General features: G+C 55.8%; 19 protein-coding genes. 8 read left to right on the top strand and 11 right to left on the bottom strand.

Going from position 1 to position 17085, the window contains the following annotated elements:
- Positions 1-18 precede the first annotated feature (18 nt).
- Entirely contained in the window at positions 19-939 is a 921-nt protein-coding gene (gene panE, locus AC6I8J_RS04480) for a 2-dehydropantoate 2-reductase (protein WP_033731754.1), read from the top strand.
- A complete protein-coding gene (gene yajL, locus AC6I8J_RS04475) occupies positions 893-1489 on the top strand; it encodes a protein deglycase YajL (protein ID WP_033731753.1) in 597 nt (198 codons plus the stop codon). Before panE ends, yajL begins: the two co-directional genes overlap by 47 nt.
- 80 nt (positions 1490-1569) lie before the next feature.
- On the opposite strand, the gene thiI is transcribed toward yajL, so the two are convergent.
- A complete protein-coding gene (thiI, locus tag AC6I8J_RS04470; RefSeq protein ID WP_222924433.1) occupies positions 1570-3018 on the bottom strand; it encodes a tRNA uracil 4-sulfurtransferase ThiI in 1449 nt (482 codons plus the stop codon).
- Between the two features lie 232 nt (positions 3019-3250).
- Between thiI and xseB the strand changes: the two genes are divergently transcribed.
- From xseB to AC6I8J_RS04450, 4 genes are all read left to right on the top strand, one after another.
- Complete coding sequence (gene xseB, locus AC6I8J_RS04465; RefSeq protein ID WP_161735253.1) at positions 3251-3493, top strand: exodeoxyribonuclease VII small subunit; 243 nt, start codon at positions 3251-3253, stop codon at positions 3491-3493.
- Positions 3493-4392, top strand: coding sequence for a (2E,6E)-farnesyl diphosphate synthase (gene ispA / locus AC6I8J_RS04460; RefSeq protein WP_161735255.1), 900 nt, complete (start codon positions 3493-3495; stop codon positions 4390-4392). The genes xseB and ispA overlap by 1 nt, the downstream gene beginning before the upstream one ends.
- A gap of 19 nt (positions 4393-4411) precedes the next feature.
- Positions 4412-6277, top strand: coding sequence for a 1-deoxy-D-xylulose-5-phosphate synthase (dxs, locus tag AC6I8J_RS04455; RefSeq protein ID WP_161735257.1), 1866 nt, complete (start codon positions 4412-4414; stop codon positions 6275-6277).
- Between the two features lie 81 nt (positions 6278-6358).
- The gene (locus AC6I8J_RS04450; protein ID WP_161735259.1) at positions 6359-7333 is read left to right on the top strand and encodes an aldo/keto reductase; all 975 of its coding nucleotides are present in this window, start codon (positions 6359-6361) and stop codon (positions 7331-7333) included.
- 59 nt (positions 7334-7392) lie between these two features.
- Here AC6I8J_RS04450 and pgpA read toward each other — a convergent pair whose 3' ends face one another.
- The 6 genes from pgpA to nrdR all read right to left on the bottom strand — a co-directional run bounded on the left by pgpA (position 7393) and on the right by nrdR (position 11463).
- A complete protein-coding gene (pgpA, locus tag AC6I8J_RS04445) occupies positions 7393-7932 on the bottom strand; it encodes a phosphatidylglycerophosphatase A (RefSeq protein ID WP_161735261.1) in 540 nt (179 codons plus the stop codon).
- On the bottom strand, positions 7877-8854 hold the full coding sequence (gene thiL, locus AC6I8J_RS04440) for a thiamine-phosphate kinase (protein ID WP_497825126.1): 978 nt from the start codon (positions 8852-8854) through the stop codon (positions 7877-7879). The genes pgpA and thiL overlap by 56 nt, the downstream gene beginning before the upstream one ends.
- 55 nt (positions 8855-8909) lie before the next feature.
- Complete coding sequence (gene nusB / locus AC6I8J_RS04435; RefSeq protein WP_009091744.1) at positions 8910-9329, bottom strand: transcription antitermination factor NusB; 420 nt, start codon at positions 9327-9329, stop codon at positions 8910-8912.
- Positions 9330-9348: 19 nt separating this feature from the next.
- Positions 9349-9819, bottom strand: coding sequence for a 6,7-dimethyl-8-ribityllumazine synthase (gene ribH / locus AC6I8J_RS04430; RefSeq protein WP_161735265.1), 471 nt, complete (start codon positions 9817-9819; stop codon positions 9349-9351).
- Positions 9820-9909: 90 nt separating this feature from the next.
- Positions 9910-11010 (bottom strand): bifunctional diaminohydroxyphosphoribosylaminopyrimidine deaminase/5-amino-6-(5-phosphoribosylamino)uracil reductase RibD, encoded by a 1101-nt coding sequence (ribD, locus tag AC6I8J_RS04425; RefSeq protein WP_161735267.1) that lies wholly within the window; start codon positions 11008-11010, stop codon positions 9910-9912.
- A gap of 3 nt (positions 11011-11013) precedes the next feature.
- A complete protein-coding gene (nrdR, locus tag AC6I8J_RS04420) occupies positions 11014-11463 on the bottom strand; it encodes a transcriptional regulator NrdR (protein WP_009091750.1) in 450 nt (149 codons plus the stop codon).
- A gap of 186 nt (positions 11464-11649) precedes the next feature.
- On the opposite strand from nrdR, the gene lysM reads away from it, so the two are divergent.
- Complete coding sequence (gene lysM, locus AC6I8J_RS04415) at positions 11650-12087, top strand: peptidoglycan-binding protein LysM (RefSeq protein WP_161735268.1); 438 nt, start codon at positions 11650-11652, stop codon at positions 12085-12087.
- 16 nt (positions 12088-12103) lie between these two features.
- Positions 12104-12682 (top strand): SadB/YajI family lipoprotein, encoded by a 579-nt coding sequence (locus tag AC6I8J_RS04410; protein ID WP_161735270.1) that lies wholly within the window; start codon positions 12104-12106, stop codon positions 12680-12682.
- A 59-nt stretch (positions 12683-12741) separates the two neighbouring features.
- Here the strand turns inward: AC6I8J_RS04410 and secF are convergent, their stop codons facing one another.
- The 4 genes from secF to tgt are packed head-to-tail and all read right to left on the bottom strand — an operon-like array spanning position 12742 to position 17074.
- Entirely contained in the window at positions 12742-13710 is a 969-nt protein-coding gene (gene secF, locus AC6I8J_RS04405; protein WP_497825125.1) for a protein translocase subunit SecF, read from the bottom strand.
- Between the two features lie 10 nt (positions 13711-13720).
- Positions 13721-15568, bottom strand: a complete 1848-nt coding sequence (gene secD / locus AC6I8J_RS04400) for a protein translocase subunit SecD (RefSeq protein WP_222924435.1) — start codon at positions 15566-15568, stop codon at positions 13721-13723.
- Positions 15569-15593: 25 nt separating this feature from the next.
- A complete protein-coding gene (yajC, locus tag AC6I8J_RS04395; RefSeq protein WP_009091760.1) occupies positions 15594-15926 on the bottom strand; it encodes a preprotein translocase subunit YajC in 333 nt (110 codons plus the stop codon).
- Positions 15926-17074: a tRNA guanosine(34) transglycosylase Tgt gene (gene tgt, locus AC6I8J_RS04390; protein WP_033731739.1), complete on the bottom strand. Its 1149-nt coding sequence runs from the start codon at positions 17072-17074 to the stop codon at positions 15926-15928. Before tgt ends, yajC begins: the two co-directional genes overlap by 1 nt.
- Positions 17075-17085 lie beyond the last annotated feature (11 nt).

The raw sequence follows: 17085 nt of genomic DNA, 5'->3' as shown, positions 1-17085 counted from the left end.
CCGCCAGCGGGAGGCAGCATGAAAATTACCGTGTTAGGTTGCGGTGCATTGGGTCAGGTCTGGCTGACAGCGCTTGCCCGCCAGGGACATGAAGTACAGGGATGGCTGCGCGTGCCGCAGCCTTACTGCTCAGCCAATGTGATTGATCCACAGGGCAACATTTCGAATCGCACATTTATCGCCAACGATCCGCTGTTTCTGGCGGAAAGTCAGCTGCTGCTGGTCACACTCAAAGCGCCACAGGTCTCACCCGCCGTGAAGAATCTGGAAAGTGTGCTGCCAGAAAACTGCCCGGTGCTGCTGCTGCACAACGGTATGGGCACGCTGGAGGAACTGAAAGGGCTGACTCAGCCACTCCTGCGTGGCGTCACCACGCATGCGGCGATGCGTGATGGCACCGTCATCAAGCACATCGCCAGTGGCATCACCCACATTGGTCCCGGTAACCGCAAAAGTGCCGCTTACAGTGATCTCGCCGATATACTGCACCCTGCCCTGCCCGACGTTGCCTGGCATGACAATATCCGGGCGGCCTGCTGGCGCAAACTGGCCGTCAACTGTGTCATCAACCCGCTCAGCGTGGAGTATGAGTGCCAGAACGGGGCATTACGCGCGTATCCGGAGCAGATCGCGCAGCTGTGCGAAGAGATCAGCTGGGTCATGGAGCGTGAAGGCCAGAACGTGGCCAGTGACAGTTTGCAGGACATCATCTTCGACGTGATCGAAAGCACTGCGGCCAACACCTCTTCCATGCTGCAGGACGTTCGCGCCCAGCGGCTCACCGAAATCGACTATATCAGCGGCTTTCTGCTACGCCGCGCCCGGACGCACGGCCTGGTGCTCACGGAGAATACCCGTCTGTATGACATTGTAAAACGCAAGGAGTCCCATTATGACCGCGAACGCATCGGTGCTGGTTTGCCTGGCACATGGCAGTGAAGAAACAGAAGCTGTCACCACCATCGACCTGCTGGTTCGGGCCGGGCTGAAGGTTGTTACCGCCAGCGTCGAAAGCGATGGCAGCCGTGAGATTGTCTGCTCGCGCGGTGTTCGTCTGCTGACTGATGTCACGCTGGTTGAAGTCGCCGACAATGATTTCGCCGCCATTGTGCTGCCCGGTGGCCTCAAAGGGGCTGAGACCTTCCGTGACAGTCCGCTGTTAGTCGAAACGGTGCGTCAGTTTCACCTCAATGAGAAGATTGTCGCGGCAATATGCGCAGCCGCAGGCACGGTTTTGATCCCTCACGATCTCTTTCCGGTCGGCAATATGACTGGCTTTCCTGGTCTGAAAGAGACAATTCCGGAGGAAAAGTGGATGGAGCGGCGTGTCGTCTGGGATCCGCGCGTCAATCTGCTGACCAGCCAGGGGCCAGGTACGGCAATGGATTTTGCGCTGAAGTTAATCGATCTGCTGGTGGGAAAAGAGATGGCGCGTGAGGTAGCTGCACAGCTGGTGCTGGCTCCCGGCATTTATGACTATCAGGCGTAAAGACTCAGTCTTTGATAGAAAGGCTTAAAACGAGAAAGCCAGTCAGGCCTGAACAGGCACTGACTGGCTCAACATGGTGACTACGGGCGGTAAACTTTAACGTTCTTAAAGCCCTGCTCATGCAGATAAAGCGCCTGCAGACGGCTCATCACACCGCGATCGCAGTAGAGCAGCCAGGTCCGGTTCTGATCGAGATCGCCAAACTGCGTGCTGAGTTTATAGAATGGGAGTGATTTCACTTCTGTAGCGTTCAGCGTCAGTGGCTTCTCTTCCTGCTCATCAATAGAGCGGATATCCAGCACGACGTCGTTGTCACTCAGAAGCGCGACGGTCTCAACTTCAACCACCTCCTCTTCTGTCTGCTCAGCAATAGTACGGATATCGACATTGGTCGCTTCTTCCACCACCCGATCCAGAATCGCAAAGTCGAAATTCTGCTCTTCCGCTTCAATCTTCGCCTTCACCGCCTTCACCGTTGGGCTTTTTGAGATCACACCACAATATTCCGGCATCGTGCTGGCGAAATCTTCGGTGCCGATCTCCCGGGCAACTCTGATGATGTGCTCTTTGTCATGAGAAATCAGCGGACGCAGAATCAGCGTATCGGATGCATTATCAATCAGTCGCAGGTTGGTCAGCGTCTGGCTCGACACCTGCCCCACCGCTTCACCCGTGACCAGCGCCTGCACGCCGTAGCGTTCAGCAATCGTCGAAGCAGCGCGCACCATCATGCGCTTCAGCACCACGCCCATCTGGCCGTCATCCACTTTTTCGAGGATCTCACCGACGACCGGCTCAAAATTGATCGCCACGAAGCGCACGCGGTGTGAACGACCAAAACGATTCCACAGATAGTGCGCAACCTGACGCACGCCAATCTCATGCGCGGCACCGCCAAGGTTAAAGAAGCAGTAATGTACGCGACTGCCACGACGCAGCAGCATATAACTGGATACGCCGGAATCGAAACCGCCGGAAATCAGCGACAGCACATCTTCCTGCGTGCCGATTGGGAAACCACCCAGACCTTCGTAACGTGCAGTCACCAGTGTCAGGCGATTCTCTTCAACTTCAAGGTTCACCGTCACGTCAGGGTTTTTAAGCTGCACGCGGGCGCTTTCAATATGCTGATTCAGGCCGCCGCCCACATAGCGCTCTACATCCTGTGAACTGAAGCTATGCTTACCGCGACGTTTCACACGTACGCAGAAGCTCTTGCCTTCAAGACTGTCGCGATACTGCGTTAACGTCTGCTCAAAGATGTGATGTATATCGGTGTACTCACGATCTTCAACCGCTAAAACGTGATGGATACCGGGAATGCGGGAAAGCTCATCGGGAATAATGTCAGCCAGCGCCGCATTTTTTGACCGCACTTCAATGTGATCCCAGAAGCGCACAACGGCGATGTCGTCGCTGACGGTTTTCAGGACGTTGCGGATATTGCTGGCAAGAATCTTGATAAAGCGCAAACGCACCGACGGACTCTTGATGGTGATTTCAGGAAATAACTTGATGATAAACTTCATGGCGATACAGCTTCGTTGGGCAAATAAGTGCTAAAACAGGCGGCACTTAGCTGGTAAAATCACAAAATTGCGGGCTGCAAGGCGCAACCGCATCCGAGGCGCGGGAGTATATCACCTTTGTCAGGTGACTGCTTCTTCATCAGCCGCCGCATTGATTATTTTGCTAATCATAGGGTCTCAGCTACCATGACCGATTGCGAGATAATGTCCCAACCGTGAGTCGACACGAAATATGCCGAAAAAAGCCGAACAGCCAGCCAGCTTTGAAACGTCATTGCAGCAGCTGGAGCAGATTGTCAGCCGTCTGGAAAGTGGTGAACTGCCGCTGGAAGAAGCCCTGAACGAATTTGAACGCGGCGTGCAGCTGGCGCGGAATGGTCAGCAGACGCTGCAGCAGGCTGAACAGCGGGTCCGCATTCTGCTGAACGATGATAAAGATGCCGACCTCACTGCTTTCATGCCGGAAAACGACTAATGGATTTTGCCCGCTTACTCGATGCCTATCAGCAGCAGGTCAACGCCGCGCTGACGCGTTTTATAGAGCCACTTCCTTTTCAGAGTTCTCCTCTGGTGAATGCCATGCATTATGGGGCATTATTAGGCGGTAAACGTCTGCGTCCTTTTCTGGTCTACGCGACCGGCGAAATGCTCCACGCCAATCCGGCGAGTCTGGATGCCCCTGCCGCCGCAGTTGAATGCATTCATGCGTACTCTCTGATTCATGACGATCTCCCTGCGATGGACGATGATGCATTGCGTCGCGGGCAGCCAACCTGTCACATTAAATATGGCGAAGACACTGCGATTCTGGCGGGTGACGCCCTGCAGACGCTGGCTTTCTCCATTCTGGCCGATGAAGCAATGCCCGGTGTCAGCGCCGAATACCGTCTGCTGATGCTCTCCGAACTGGCAAAAGCCAGCGGCGTAGCCGGGATGTGTGGCGGGCAGGCACTGGATTTAGCGGCGGAAGGCAAATCCGTCGATCTTGATCAGCTGGAACAGATCCATCGCCATAAAACTGGCGCGCTGATCCGCTCAGCGGTGCGCTTAGGCGCATTAACGGCAGGCGATGCGGGCCGCGAAGCGCTGCCGCTGCTCGACCGCTATGCAGAGGCGATTGGTCTCGCATTTCAGGTGCAGGACGACATTCTGGATGTGATCGGTGACACAGCGGTGATCGGAAAACGCCAGGGTGCCGATCAGGATCTGGGGAAAAGCACCTATCCTTCACTGTTAGGCCTTGAAAATGCTCGTGCCAAGGCGCGGGATTTGTATCAGGAAGCTCTTGATGCTTTAGAATTGCTCGCTGCGCACTCCTATAACACCACAGCACTGCAGGCGCTGGCGAGCTTCATAATTGAACGCGACAAATAACTTCCATAATGAGTCTCTGATGAGTTTTGATATTGCTAAATACCCGACACTGGCGCTGGCAGACACCGTTCAGGCGCTACGCGCCCTGCCGAAAGAGAAGTTGCCTGCGCTGTGTGATGAACTGCGTCAGTATCTGTTAGACAGTGTGAGCCGCTCCAGCGGCCATTTTGCATCGGGTCTGGGCGTGGTTGAACTGACGGTCGCGCTGCATTATGTCTATAACACCCCGTTTGACCATCTGGTCTGGGATGTAGGTCATCAGGCTTATCCGCATAAAATTCTGACGGGTCGCCGCGATCGCATCGGCACTATCCGTCAGAAAAACGGCGTACACCCGTTTCCGTGGCGCGGTGAAAGTGAATATGACGTCCTGAGCGTCGGTCACTCGTCGACCTCAATCAGTGCCGGTCTGGGCATGGCCGCTGCGGCAGAACGTGAAGGTCAGGGCCGTCGTACCGCCTGTATTATTGGCGATGGTGCGATTACCGCAGGCATGGCGTTTGAAGCGATGAACCATGCTGGTGATATTAAGCCGGACATGCTGGTCATCCTCAATGACAACGAGATGTCGATCTCCGAAAACGTCGGCGCGCTGAATAATCGCCTGGCGCAGATCCTGTCGGGTAAAACATACGCACGACTGCGCGAAGGCAGTAAACGGGTGCTGACAAATCTGCCGCCAATCAAAGAGCTGGTCAAACGCACCGAAGAGCATCTCAAAGGCATGGTCGTGCCGGGCACGCTCTTTGAAGAGCTGGGCTTTAACTACATCGGCCCGGTTGATGGTCACGATGTGCTGACGCTGGTCAATACGCTGAGCAACATGCGCAGCCTGAAAGGGCCGCAGTTCCTGCATATCATGACGAAGAAAGGTAAAGGCTACGCCCCGGCAGAGGAAGATCCGATTGCCTGGCACGCCGTTCCTAAATTTGACCCGGCGATTGGCGAACTGCCGAAAAGCGCAGAAGGTCTGCCGAGCTACTCTAAAATCTTCGGCAACTGGCTGTGTGAAATGGCCGCCGACGATCCGAAGCTGATGGCGATTACGCCAGCGATGCGTGAAGGCTCCGGCATGGTGGCCTTCTCACGTGAATTCCCGAAGCAATATTTTGACGTGGCGATCGCCGAGCAGCATGCGGTGACTTTCGCGGCCGGTATGGCGATTGGCGGCTATAAACCCATTGTGGCCATCTACTCGACCTTCCTGCAACGCGCCTACGATCAGCTGATCCACGACGTCGCTATCCAGAAATTGCCGGTCCTGTTTGCTATCGATCGCGGTGGTATTGTTGGCGCGGATGGTCAGACTCACCAGGGCGCGTTTGATCTCGCCTATCTCCGCTGCGTGCCGGATATGGTGATCATGACGCCGAGCGATGAGAATGAGTGTCGGCAGATGCTTTACACCGGCTATCACCATCAGGCTGGCCCAAGTGCAGTGCGCTATCCGCGCGGCACCGGTATCGGCACGCCGCTGGCTCCGCTGCAGAGTCTGCCGCTGGGTAAAGCAGTCGTGAAACGTCAGGGTGAAAAGCTGGCGATTCTGAACTTCGGTACTCTGCTGCCAGAAGCAGCCGCCACGGCGGAAGTGCTGAATGCAACTTTGGTTGATATGCGCTTTGTGAAGCCGCTGGATGAGGCGCTGATCGCCGAGCTCGCTAAAACCCACGACTCGCTGATTACGCTGGAAGAAGGCGCAATCAAAGGCGGTGCGGGCAGCGGCGTAAATGAGTTTGTGATGGCGAAACGGCTGGCCGTTCCGGTACTGAACATTGGCCTGCCCGATGAGTTCATCCCGCAGGGCACGCAGGATGAAGTGCGTCATGACTATCTGCTGGACGCCGAAGGCATTCAGCAACAGATCGCCCGCTGGCTGGCGCAGTAACTTCTCCTCTCTGCGCTCCCCCCTGGGGAGCGCAACATCCTGCTATGCTGTAACCTTTGCACTTTCGCAGGAGCCTCCACCATGAAAACGATTCAACTGGGTACTACCGATCTGCAGGTGTCGCGTCTCTGTCTTGGCTGTATGACCTATGGCGAGCCAACGCGCGGTAATCATGCCTGGACGCTGCCTGAAGCGAGCAGCCGTCCGCTGATCCAGCAGGCGCTGAACGCGGGCATCAACTTCTTTGATACCGCCAACAGCTACTCCGATGGCAGCAGTGAAGAGATCCTGGGCCGGGCGCTGAAAGATTTCGCCCACCGTGAAGAGATCGTGGTCGCCACCAAAGTCTATTTTCCGCTGACCAATCTCTCACAGGGACTCTCGCGCAAAAATATTCTGCAATCGATTGATGACAGCCTGCAGCGTCTTGGCATGGAGTATGTGGACCTGCTGCAGATTCACCGCTGGGATTATGACACGCCGCTGGAAGAGACGCTGGAAGCGCTGCATGAGGTAGTGCAGTCTGGCAAAGCCCGTTATATCGGTGCCTCGTCAATGCACGCCAGCCAGTTTGCTCAGGCGTTGCAGATGCAGTCGGAACAGGGCTGGCATCGCTTTGTCAGCATGCAGGATCAGTACAACCTGATTCAGCGCGAAGAGGAGCGTGAAATGCATCCGCTCTGCCTGAAAGAACAAATCGCCGTGCTGCCCTGGAGTCCGCTGGCGCGCGGTAAGCTGACCCGCCCGTGGGGGGAAAACACCGCGCGTTCCGCCTCCGACCAGGTGATGGCGAAGCTCTATGACAATACCGAAGCGAATGATGCCGTGATTGCAGAGCGGCTGGCACAGGTAGCGGAAAGCAAAGGCGTGACGCGGGCGCAGGTGGCGCTGGCCTGGCTTCTGAGCAAGCCTGCCGTTACGGCACCGATTATTGGTGCATCGCGCGCAGAGCAGTTTGAGGATCTGGTGAAGGCAGTGGATGTCACGCTGAGTGACGAAGAGATTACCCTGCTGGAAGAGGTCTATCAGCCGCATCAGGCGGTGGGATTTGAATAAAACCAGAATGTGACGCCCTGCCCGGGCGTCACCTCTTATCATGCGTTTAGCATCGACGTTTAACCCGCCAGCCAGACCCCAAAGCCATAGAGCATCGCCGCAGAAATCACGCCAGCAATAATGTCATCCACCATAATGCCCATGCCGCCATGTACATTGCGGTCAAACCAGCGAATCGGCCAGGGTTTCCACATATCAAGAATACGGAACACGACAAAGCCGCCCAGTACCCATTGCCAGTTGTTAACCGGAATCGCCATCAGCGTAATCCACATGCCGATGAACTCATCCCAGACAATACTGCCGTGATCGTGTACGCCCATATCTTTGGCGGTGCGATGGCAGAGATAGACACCGACGCAGATACCCACCAGCACAACCAGCGAATAGAGATCCTGCGGCAGAAAGGTCATCAGCCACCAGAATGGAATGGCCGCCAGCGATCCCATGGTACCAGGCACGACCGGGCTTAATCCGCTGCCGAAACCGGTGGCCAGCAGATGCCAGGGATTGCTCATCCGCAGGCGGCTCTTCGCCACGTCGTTATTTAGTATCAAAGTGATCAAACCCTTTATGATGGAACGTGGCGGGCTTGCCATTATCCAGCAGCGTTAAGCCTTCTGATTCCGGTGCTATCTGTCCGATGCAGGTATAAGGCACGCCCAGATGCCCCAGCGCCACATCAAGCGCACCGCGATTCACTTCCGGCACGGTGAAGCAGAGTTCGTAATCTTCTCCGCCACTCAGCGCCCAGCGCAATACCTGCTCAGGGTCGAAATGGTCACGCAGCGCCGCCGACAGCGGCAACGCATCCAGGTTAAGCCTTGCACCACAGCCGCTGGCTTTCAGTACGTGGCCGAGATCGGAAATCAGGCCATCGGAAAGGTCCACGGCTGAAGAGGCCAGCGAACGCAGTGCCTGGCCCTGCAGAATGCGTGGCATTGGGCGCAGATGCCGTTTAATCAACGCTTCATGCACCGCCGGATCGCTGATGCGACAGTGATGCTGCAACAGCGCCAGACCCGCCGCGCTGTCACCCAGCGTGCCGGTCACGTAGATCCAGTCGCCCGGCTTCGCACCGGAGCGTTTCAGGGCGCGGCCCTGCGGCACCAGACCGTGAATCGCCAGCGTCAGGCTCAGCGGGCCACGGGTCGTGTCGCCACCCACCAGTTGCATGTCGTAATATTCCAGCAGTTCAAACAGGCTTTCGCTAAAGGCGGAGAGCCAGCTCTCATCGACCTGCGGCAGCGTTAAGGCCAGCGTCAGCCACGCGGGATCGGCACCCATGGCAGCAAGGTCGCTAAGATTCACAGCCAGCGCTTTGTAGCCCAGATCGGCAGGATGGATATCCCGTAAGAAGTGCATACCCGCGACCAGGGTATCGGTGCTGATCGCCAGCGTCTGTTTTTCCGGCACGCTAAGTAACGCACAATCGTCACCGATGCCGAGTTCGACATCACGGCGGCTGCGTGTTCTGCGGTTGAAGTAGCGTGCGATGAGTTCAAATTCACCACAAGACATAATTGCGTTCCGCTTAACTCTTCATGAAAAAAGGCCGGCAAGCCGGCCTTTTTGTTTATTTGCGATGGGGTCGAATTTGTGGACCGGCTTTATCCAGCACGCCGTTGACAAATTTATGACTGTCTTCGGCACCGAAGACTTTCGCCAGCTCAATGCCTTCGTTGATGGCCACTTTATAGGGCACATCATCACGTTTGCTCAGCTCATACAGCGAGATGCGCAGGATAGCTTTTTCTACCTGGCCCAGCTCTTCGAGCTGACGCGACAGATAAGGCTTCATCAATCCATCCAGATACGCACTGTTGGTCGCCACACCGGACAGCAGTTCGCGGAAGTAGGTAATGTCGACGTCTTTGACGTCCTGTTCCGCCAGAAACTGGTATTCCACATCGGCAATGTCGTTATTCGACAACTGCCAGGAGTAAAGCGCCTGAACAGCGCACTCACGGGCGCGACGACGAGCAGCAGGTTTCACAAAATTCCCCTTACAAAAATCAGGCTTTAATGGCTTTCAATACGTTAATCATTTCGAGCGCAGTCAGCGCCGCTTCAGCACCTTTATTACCCGCTTTGGTGCCGGCACGCTCAATGGCCTGCTCGATGCTTTCAGTGGTCAGCACGCCGAACGCGACAGGAATGTCGCTGTTCATGGCAACGCTGGCGATACCGGAGCTGGCTTCACCCGCCACATATTCGAAGTGCGCAGTGCCACCACGAATAACGGTGCCGAGTGCGATAATCGCATCATATTTGCCGGTGTTTGCCAGGGCACGGGCTGCCAGCGGCAGTTCGTAGGCACCCGGCACCCAGACTACGGTGATATTGTCATCTTTGACCTGGCCGATACGTTTCAGGGCATCAACTGCGCCATCCAGCAGGCTGTCATTAATGAAGTTGTTAAAACGCGCGATGACGATGGCAACATTGGCCTCAGGCGTTGCAACAGCAGCTTCGATAACTTTCATACTTATCCTTTCAGGGGTTTGGTTGGCCCCGCGCAGGGGGGCGGATTCTATCATACTCTTAGGCGGCGTGCTCTCGCTTTTCCGGGCATGCTATTGCGGTGTCAGGGTCAGACGTAAATCGTCACCGACCTGCCGGACATCGCTGAAACGGAACGCAGGCGCGTCAGCCAGCTGGCTGAGCCCCGGCAGCTGACACAAGCCGCGTCCTTCATGGCCTAATAGCTTAGGTGCCAGATAAACGATCAGTTCATCCACCAGCCCGGCCTGTAACAGGGCACCAGCCAGCGTGGCACCCGCTTCAACCCAGACGCTGTTAATCTGTCGCTGTCCCAGCAGCATCATCATCGCCACCCGATCCAGGTGCTGTTCGCGCAGCGGAACGGCGATTTGCGTCACGCTGGCGGGCCAGTGCTGCTGATCCGGCTGATGACGCATCAGCCAGGTTTCGCCCGGCTGGGAGATGAGCCGATGCTGCGGCGTCACGCGATTCTGGCTGTCGATAATCACACGTACCGGCTGACGCAGTTGCTGTTCATCAACCAGAGCCTGGCTGTCGGTATTGAGTTCAGACCAGCGCACTGTCAGAGAGGGATCGTCCGCCAGCACCGTGGCGCTGCTGCTGAGAATGGCGGCGCTTTGCGCCCGCAGACGCTGCACATCACGGCGTGCAGCCTCAGAGGTGATCCACTGACTTTCGCCACTGGCCATGGCCGTGCGGCCATCCAGCGATGCGCCCAGCTTAAGCTGAATCCAGGGAAAGCCGGTGCGCATGCGCTTGAGGAAGCCGCGATTCAGTGCTTCTGCTTCCTGCATCATCAGACCATGGCTGACGTCAATGCCCGCCTGATGCAGACGGTGCAGTCCGCGCCCCGCGACCTGCGGATTCGGGTCCTGCATAGCGGCGACGACACGGGTTACACCTGCGGCGATCAGCGCATCACAGCAGGGCGGCGTGCGGCCATGATGGCTGCACGGCTCCAGCGTGACATAGGCAGTTGCGCCACGCGCTTTCTCGCCAGCCATGCGCAGCGCGTAGACCTCAGCATGGGGTTCACCGGCACGCTGATGCCAGCCCTCACCCACGACTTCGCCATCGCGCACAATCACACAGCCGACATTCGGGTTCGGCATGGTCGTAAAACGGCCGCGTCGCGCCAGTTCCAGCGCACGCGCCATGTAGCGTTCGTCCATACTTTAATCCTGTAACCGGGCGATCTCTTCGCCAAAATCGCGAATATCTTCAAAGCTGCGGTAAACCGAGGCGAAGCGAATATAGGCGACTTTATCGAGCTTCTTAAGCTCATCCATCACCAGATTGCCAATCAGCTTACTGGGGATCTCACGTTCGCCAGTGGCGCGCAGCTGCGTTTTAATATGGTTTACGGCGCTTTCCACCGCGTCAGCGCTGACCGGACGCTTCTCAAGCGCTTTCATCATCCCGCTGGCCATTTTGTCTTCATTGAAAGGCTCGCGCACATCATTGCTTTTCACCACGCGGGGCATCACCAGTTCCGCCACCTCAAAGGTGGTGAAGCGTTCATGACACATCAGACACTGGCGACGGCGTCGCACCGAGGAGCCTTCACTAACCAGACGAGAATCAATCACTTTGGTGTCGACAGCGGAGCAGAATGGGCAATGCATGACGTTTCCTGACGCGAGAGTGATGGGCCACACAGTGTAGCGCGAACTGTGAATCAACAAAATCTCTTCCGTGTCTTTCGTGGGCTTCTCATCGCAGGATAAACGATGCTAAATTTCGTCTGCGGCAAAAGGGACTACGCTTTAAGAGCGGCAATTAAAATTTTCCACTAACACATTGGAGGTTGTATGGGTCTGTTTAACTTTGTGAAAGAAGCCGGTGAAAAACTCTGGGACGCCGTACATGGCGGTGAGGACCAGAATAAAAAGCTGCAGGATCACATCAACAAGCTCGGCTTGCCAGACAGCGACAAGGTGGACGTAAAAGTTAATGGTGATACCGTCACCGTGACCGGCGATGGCCTTTCTCAGGAACTGAAAGAGAAGATTCTGATCGCGGCAGGTAATGTGGCAGGCATCACGAAAGTGGAAGACAAGGTCACCGTGACAGACAGCGCGGCCGAGTCAGAGCTTTATACCGTAAAAAAAGGCGACACGCTGAGCGCTATTTCTAAACAGGTTTATGGCAACGCTAACGAATATAACAAGATTTTCGAAGCGAATAAGCCAATGCTCACCCATCCTGATAAGATCTATCCTGGCCAGGTTTTACGTATTCCAAAATAACGGACAAGGATCACTTATGAGCAGGATGGTTTGGGTTCCGGTGGCGTTCTCACTGGTGGCGCTGAGCGGCTGCAGTAGCAGTGCAGGTAACCCGCAGGTCAGAGAGCTGCACCAGGAAGTGAGTCAGCTCAATCAGCAGATGCAGCATCTGACCACACAGGCCAGCGCGCTGGAGATTCAGGGGCAGCTTAACAGCCAGTTGCAGCAAGGTGCCTGGCTGGTGCCACAGGCGAACACGCCAGTGGCGTTGCAGACTCAGCTCGGCACGCTGAGACTGACGCTCTCCCCTGTCACTGCAGAAGCCAGCGGCTCGCGGGCAACCCTGACCGTACGCTCAATGGACGATCGGCCTTTGCCCGCCCTGCATGCGACGGTGATCTGGGGTGAACTCGACCCGGCGACCGGTAAACCGCTGAGCAGTGACAGTCTGACTCAGACGGTCGCGGTGCCTGCCTCGCTGCTGCCGCAGCATTCGGCGACGATCCCGTTGCGTCTCAGTGGCCTGACCCCGGAGCAACTGGGTTATGTCCGCGTGCATAACGTGTCCGCTGCCACCCCGTCCCAGACCTCCCCTGCGGCACCTGCTAACCCTTAACCGTGGTGCAAAAAAAACGGGCAGCCAAAAGGCTGCCCGTTTTTATTACTGACGCGCGATTAAGGCAGGATAGAAGGCTGATCGGCGCCCTCTTTCTCGACTTTCTGCACCAGCATATGTTCACGCTTCATGCCCAGTTTCAGCGCCAGCGCCGAAGAGACATAAATGGATGAGATCGTACCAATCGTCACACCAATCAGCATGGTCAGTGAGAAGCCTTTCAGCAGCGCACCACCAAATATGAAGAGGATGAGGATCATCGCCAGCGTCGTCAGTGAGGTAATCAGGGTACGGCTTAACGTCTGGGTCAGTGATACGTTCGTAATATCGTAAGAACTGCCGCGACGGATCTTGCGGAAGTTTTCGCGAATACGGTCAGAGACCACGATTTTATCGTTAAGCGAGTAGCCAATTACCGACATCAGCGAGGCAACAATCGTCAGGTCGATTTCAATGCGGAACAGCGCCAGCAGGCCGCAGGTGATAATCACGTCATGCGCCAGCGCCAGCACGGTGCCCAGTGCCAGACGCCACTCAAAGCGGAAACCGATATAGATCAGAATCGCAATCAGCGCCGATAGCAGGGCCATCGCACCCGCCTGCGCCAGGTCGCTGCCCACACTCGGCCCCACGAACTCAATGCGCTTAACGGTGGCGTTTTGCTGCGTAGTCTGGTTGATCACCGACACCACTTTATTGCCTAACTCGGTACCTGCCGGGCCGGTAACCGGTGCCATACGCACCATGACGTCACGGCTGCTGCCAAAGTTCTGCACCAGCGGCTCGTCAAAGCCCGCTTTCACCAGTTCGCTACGCAGCGTGTCCAGATCGGCGGGTTTCTCCAGCGCGATCTCAATCACCGTACCCCCGGTGAAATCAAGGCCCCAGTTAAAACCACGCACGCCCACGATCGCAATCGCGGCCACAATCAGCAGTCCCGAAATGATGAAGGCCAGCTTATCCCAGCGCATAAAGTCGACGACTTTACGCCCGTGGTTTAACTGCTCAATGTTATATTCCTGTGCCACAACGCACTCCTCAGATAGACAGCTTGTTGATGCGTTTGCCACCGTAAACCAGGTTAACAATGGCACGGGTACCGATAATCGCGGTGAACATTGAGGTCGCGATACCAATTGCGGTGGTAATCGCAAAGCCTTTGATCGAACCGGTGCCGACCGCGTAAAGAATGATAACTTTGATCAGGGTGGTCACGTTCGCATCGACGATACTGGAGAAGGCGCCTTTGTAGCCTTCATGAATTGCCTGCTGAACCGAGCGCCCGTTTCGCAGCTCTTCTTTAATACGTTCGTTAATCAGTACGTTGGCATCAACTGCCACCGCCAGCGTTAACACGATACCGGCAATACCGGGCATGGTCAGGGTCGCGCCAGGCAGCAGGGACATGATGCCGACAATCAGCACCAGGTTAACCAGCAGCGCACTCGTCGCAATCAGACCAAACTTTTTATAGAACACCACCATAAAGAGGATCGAGGCGAGCAGACCCCACAGGCAGGCTTCCAGACCCTGAGTAATGTTCTGCTGACCCATGGTCGGCCCGATAGTACGCTCTTCCACAATCTGGATGGGCGCAATCAACGCACCGGCACGCAGCAGCAGCGACAGCTGACGCGCTTCGTTCGGGTTATTGATACCGGTGATGCGGAAGCTGTTCCCCAGGCGAGACTGGATATTAGCGACGTTAATCACCTCTTCCTGTTTCACCAGAACTGAACGACCGTTGGCATCTTTTTTACCGCTGTCCTTGTACTCCACAAACAGGGTCGCCATCGGCTTGCCGATGTTGTCCTTAGTGAAGTTGGACATGATGTTACCGCCTGCGCCATCCAGTGAAATGTTCACCTGTGGCTGGTTGTACTCATCCATGCTGGAGGTTGAGTCGGTGATATGGTCACCGGTCAGAATTACCCGCTTGTAGAGCACGACCGGCTGGCCATCGCGCATATCTTTCACTTCAGAGTCACCCGGTACACGCCCACTGGCCGCCGCGGTAGGATCCACGCTGGTGTTAACCAGACGGAATTCCAGCGTCGCGGTGGCACCCAGAATCTCTTTGGCGCGCGCCGTATCCTGAATACCCGGTAGCTCAACCACAATACGATCGGAACCCTGACGCTGAACCAGTGGTTCAGCTACGCCCAGCTGGTTTACACGGTTACGCAGAATCGTAATGTTCTGCTGAACCGCATATTCACGCGCTTCGCTGAGACGGGCATCGCTCATGGTGGCACGCAGCGCATCACTGCCGCTGCTGTTGATCACCAGATCCTGATGACGGGAACTCAGCCAGGAGATCGCCGCATCACGACTGGCAGCGTCACGGAAACGAATTTCCACGCCGTAGTTCGCGATTTTATTGACGTTGGTGTAGGGGATATTTTTAGTGCGCAGGTCGCTACGCAGCGTGTCAGCATTCTGCTCCTGCAGCTTACTGAGCGCGGTGTCCATGTCCACTTCCATCAGGAAGTGCACACCACCACGCAAATCGAGACCGAGTTTCATCGGCTCTGCTGACAGCATCGTCAGCCAGCGCGGCGTGGCGGGCGCAAGGTTCAGCGCGACAACGTAGTTTTCACCCAGCGCTTTCATGATCGCTTCACGGGCGCGTAACTGCACATCCGTATTATTGAAGCGCGCGGTAATCGCACCATTTTCCAGCGCAACAGATTTGCTCTGGATATTGTCTTGTTTCAATACGGACTGAATTTGATCCAACGTCTGCTCACTGGCGGCGCTTCCGCGCGCACCAGTGATTTGAACGGCCGGATCCTCACCATACAGGTTGGGAAGCGCATAGAGCAGGCCGACGAGAATCACGACGACCAGCATTACGTACTTCCACAAAGGATAACGATTTAACACGGCAGTTCCCTTAGGGAAGAAAGAATTACAGCGCCTTGATAGTGCCCTTCGGCAGCACGGCGGCGACGAAATCACGTTTAATGACGACTTCATTGGTGTCATTCAGCGCAATAGCTACGTAGCCCGTGTCAGAGACTTTCGTTACGCGGCCTACCAGGCCACCGCTGGTCAGCACTTCATCACCCTTAGAGATGGAATCCATCAGCTTCTTGTGCTCTTTCGCACGTTTCTGCTGCGGACGCAGGATCATGAAATAGAAAATCAGACCAAACACCACCAGCATGATCACCAGAGAATACGGACTTCCCTGAGACGGAGCGCCTGCTGCGGCCACGGCGTCAGAAATGAATAAGCTCATTAAATTTCCCTCATTGATGAATTATCAGACGTTAATGGCGGAACTTCTTTGCCCGTCCGTTGGTAAAACTCAGTTACAAAGCGCTCTAATTTACCCTCTTCGATGGCCTGGCGTAAACCAGCCATCAGACGCTGGTAGTAGCGCAAATTGTGAATAGTATTCAGACGCGCGCCCAGTATTTCGTTACAACGGTCGAGATGATACAAGTAGGCACGGCTATAATTGCGACAGGTGTAACAATCACACTCCGCATCCAGCGGCGCAGTGTCATCTTTGTAGCGGGCGTTGCGAATCTTCACTACACCTTCGGTTACAAACAGGTGACCATTTCGCGCATTACGGGTTGGCATCACGCAGTCAAACATATCGACGCCGCGACGGACGCCTTCAACCAGATCTTCTGGCTTGCCGACACCCATCAGATAACGCGGTTTATCCTGCGGAAGCTGCGGACAGACGTGCTCAAGAATACGGTGCATGTCCTGCTTAGGCTCACCCACCGCCAGGCCGCCCACAGCGTACCCATCAAAGCCAATCTCTACCAGACCTTTCACCGAGACATCTCGTAAATCTTCGTAAACCGAGCCCTGAATAATGCCAAATAAGGCATTTTTATTTCCCAGGCTGTCGAAACGGTCACGGCTGCGTCGCGCCCAGCGCAGCGACATCTCCATGGAGCGTTTGGCGTAGTCCCAGTCCGCCGGATAGGGCGTACATTCATCGAAAATCATCACGATGTCGGAACCGAGGTCATACTGAATCTCCATCGATTTTTCCGGATCGAGGAAGATTGGGTCGCCGTTGATCGGGTTACGGAAATGCACGCCCGCTTCGGTGATTTTACGGATGTCGCCCAGGCTGAAGACCTGGAAGCCGCCGGAGTCGGTCAGGATCGGCCCTTTCCACTGCATAAAGTCATGCAGATCGCCATGCAGTTTCATGATCTCCTGGCCGGGACGCAGCCAGAGGTGGAAGGTATTGCCCAGAATGATCTGCGCGCCGGTCTCCTGCACTTCTTCCGGCGTCATGCCTTTAACAGTGCCATAGGTGCCAACAGGCATAAACGCAGGGGTTTCCACCACACCGCGATCAAAAATCAGACGGCCACGGCGTGCGCGCCCGTCTGTGGTATCAAGTTCAAATTTCACAAAGCCTCCAT

This window comes from Pantoea sp. X-Soil-ISGK-355, assembly GCF_059730805.1.
Note: the sequence above shows the minus strand (reverse complement) of the source record. Positions and strands in the feature narration are given on the sequence as shown.

Coding starts and splice junctions, on each gene's coding strand:
- nrdR (WP_009091750.1), bottom strand. CDS start 11,463: ATGCATTGCCCATTCTGCTCCGCTGTCGACACCAAAGTGATTGATTCT.
- ribH (WP_161735265.1), bottom strand. CDS start 9,819: ATGAAAGTTATCGAAGCTGCTGTTGCAACGCCTGAGGCCAATGTTGCC.
- yajC (WP_009091760.1), bottom strand. CDS start 15,926: ATGAGCTTATTCATTTCTGACGCCGTGGCCGCAGCAGGCGCTCCGTCT.
- thiL (WP_497825126.1), bottom strand. CDS start 8,854: ATGTCTTGTGGTGAATTTGAACTCATCGCACGCTACTTCAACCGCAGA.
- ribD (WP_161735267.1), bottom strand. CDS start 11,010: ATGGACGAACGCTACATGGCGCGTGCGCTGGAACTGGCGCGACGCGGC.
- panE (WP_033731754.1), top strand. CDS start 19: ATGAAAATTACCGTGTTAGGTTGCGGTGCATTGGGTCAGGTCTGGCTG.
- AC6I8J_RS04410 (WP_161735270.1), top strand. CDS start 12,104: ATGAGCAGGATGGTTTGGGTTCCGGTGGCGTTCTCACTGGTGGCGCTG.
- dxs (WP_161735257.1), top strand. CDS start 4,412: ATGAGTTTTGATATTGCTAAATACCCGACACTGGCGCTGGCAGACACC.
- xseB (WP_161735253.1), top strand. CDS start 3,251: ATGCCGAAAAAAGCCGAACAGCCAGCCAGCTTTGAAACGTCATTGCAG.
- lysM (WP_161735268.1), top strand. CDS start 11,650: ATGGGTCTGTTTAACTTTGTGAAAGAAGCCGGTGAAAAACTCTGGGAC.
- AC6I8J_RS04450 (WP_161735259.1), top strand. CDS start 6,359: ATGAAAACGATTCAACTGGGTACTACCGATCTGCAGGTGTCGCGTCTC.
- thiI (WP_222924433.1), bottom strand. CDS start 3,018: ATGAAGTTTATCATCAAGTTATTTCCTGAAATCACCATCAAGAGTCCG.
- ispA (WP_161735255.1), top strand. CDS start 3,493: ATGGATTTTGCCCGCTTACTCGATGCCTATCAGCAGCAGGTCAACGCC.
- pgpA (WP_161735261.1), bottom strand. CDS start 7,932: ATGGCAAGCCCGCCACGTTCCATCATAAAGGGTTTGATCACTTTGATA.
- yajL (WP_033731753.1), top strand. CDS start 893: ATGACCGCGAACGCATCGGTGCTGGTTTGCCTGGCACATGGCAGTGAA.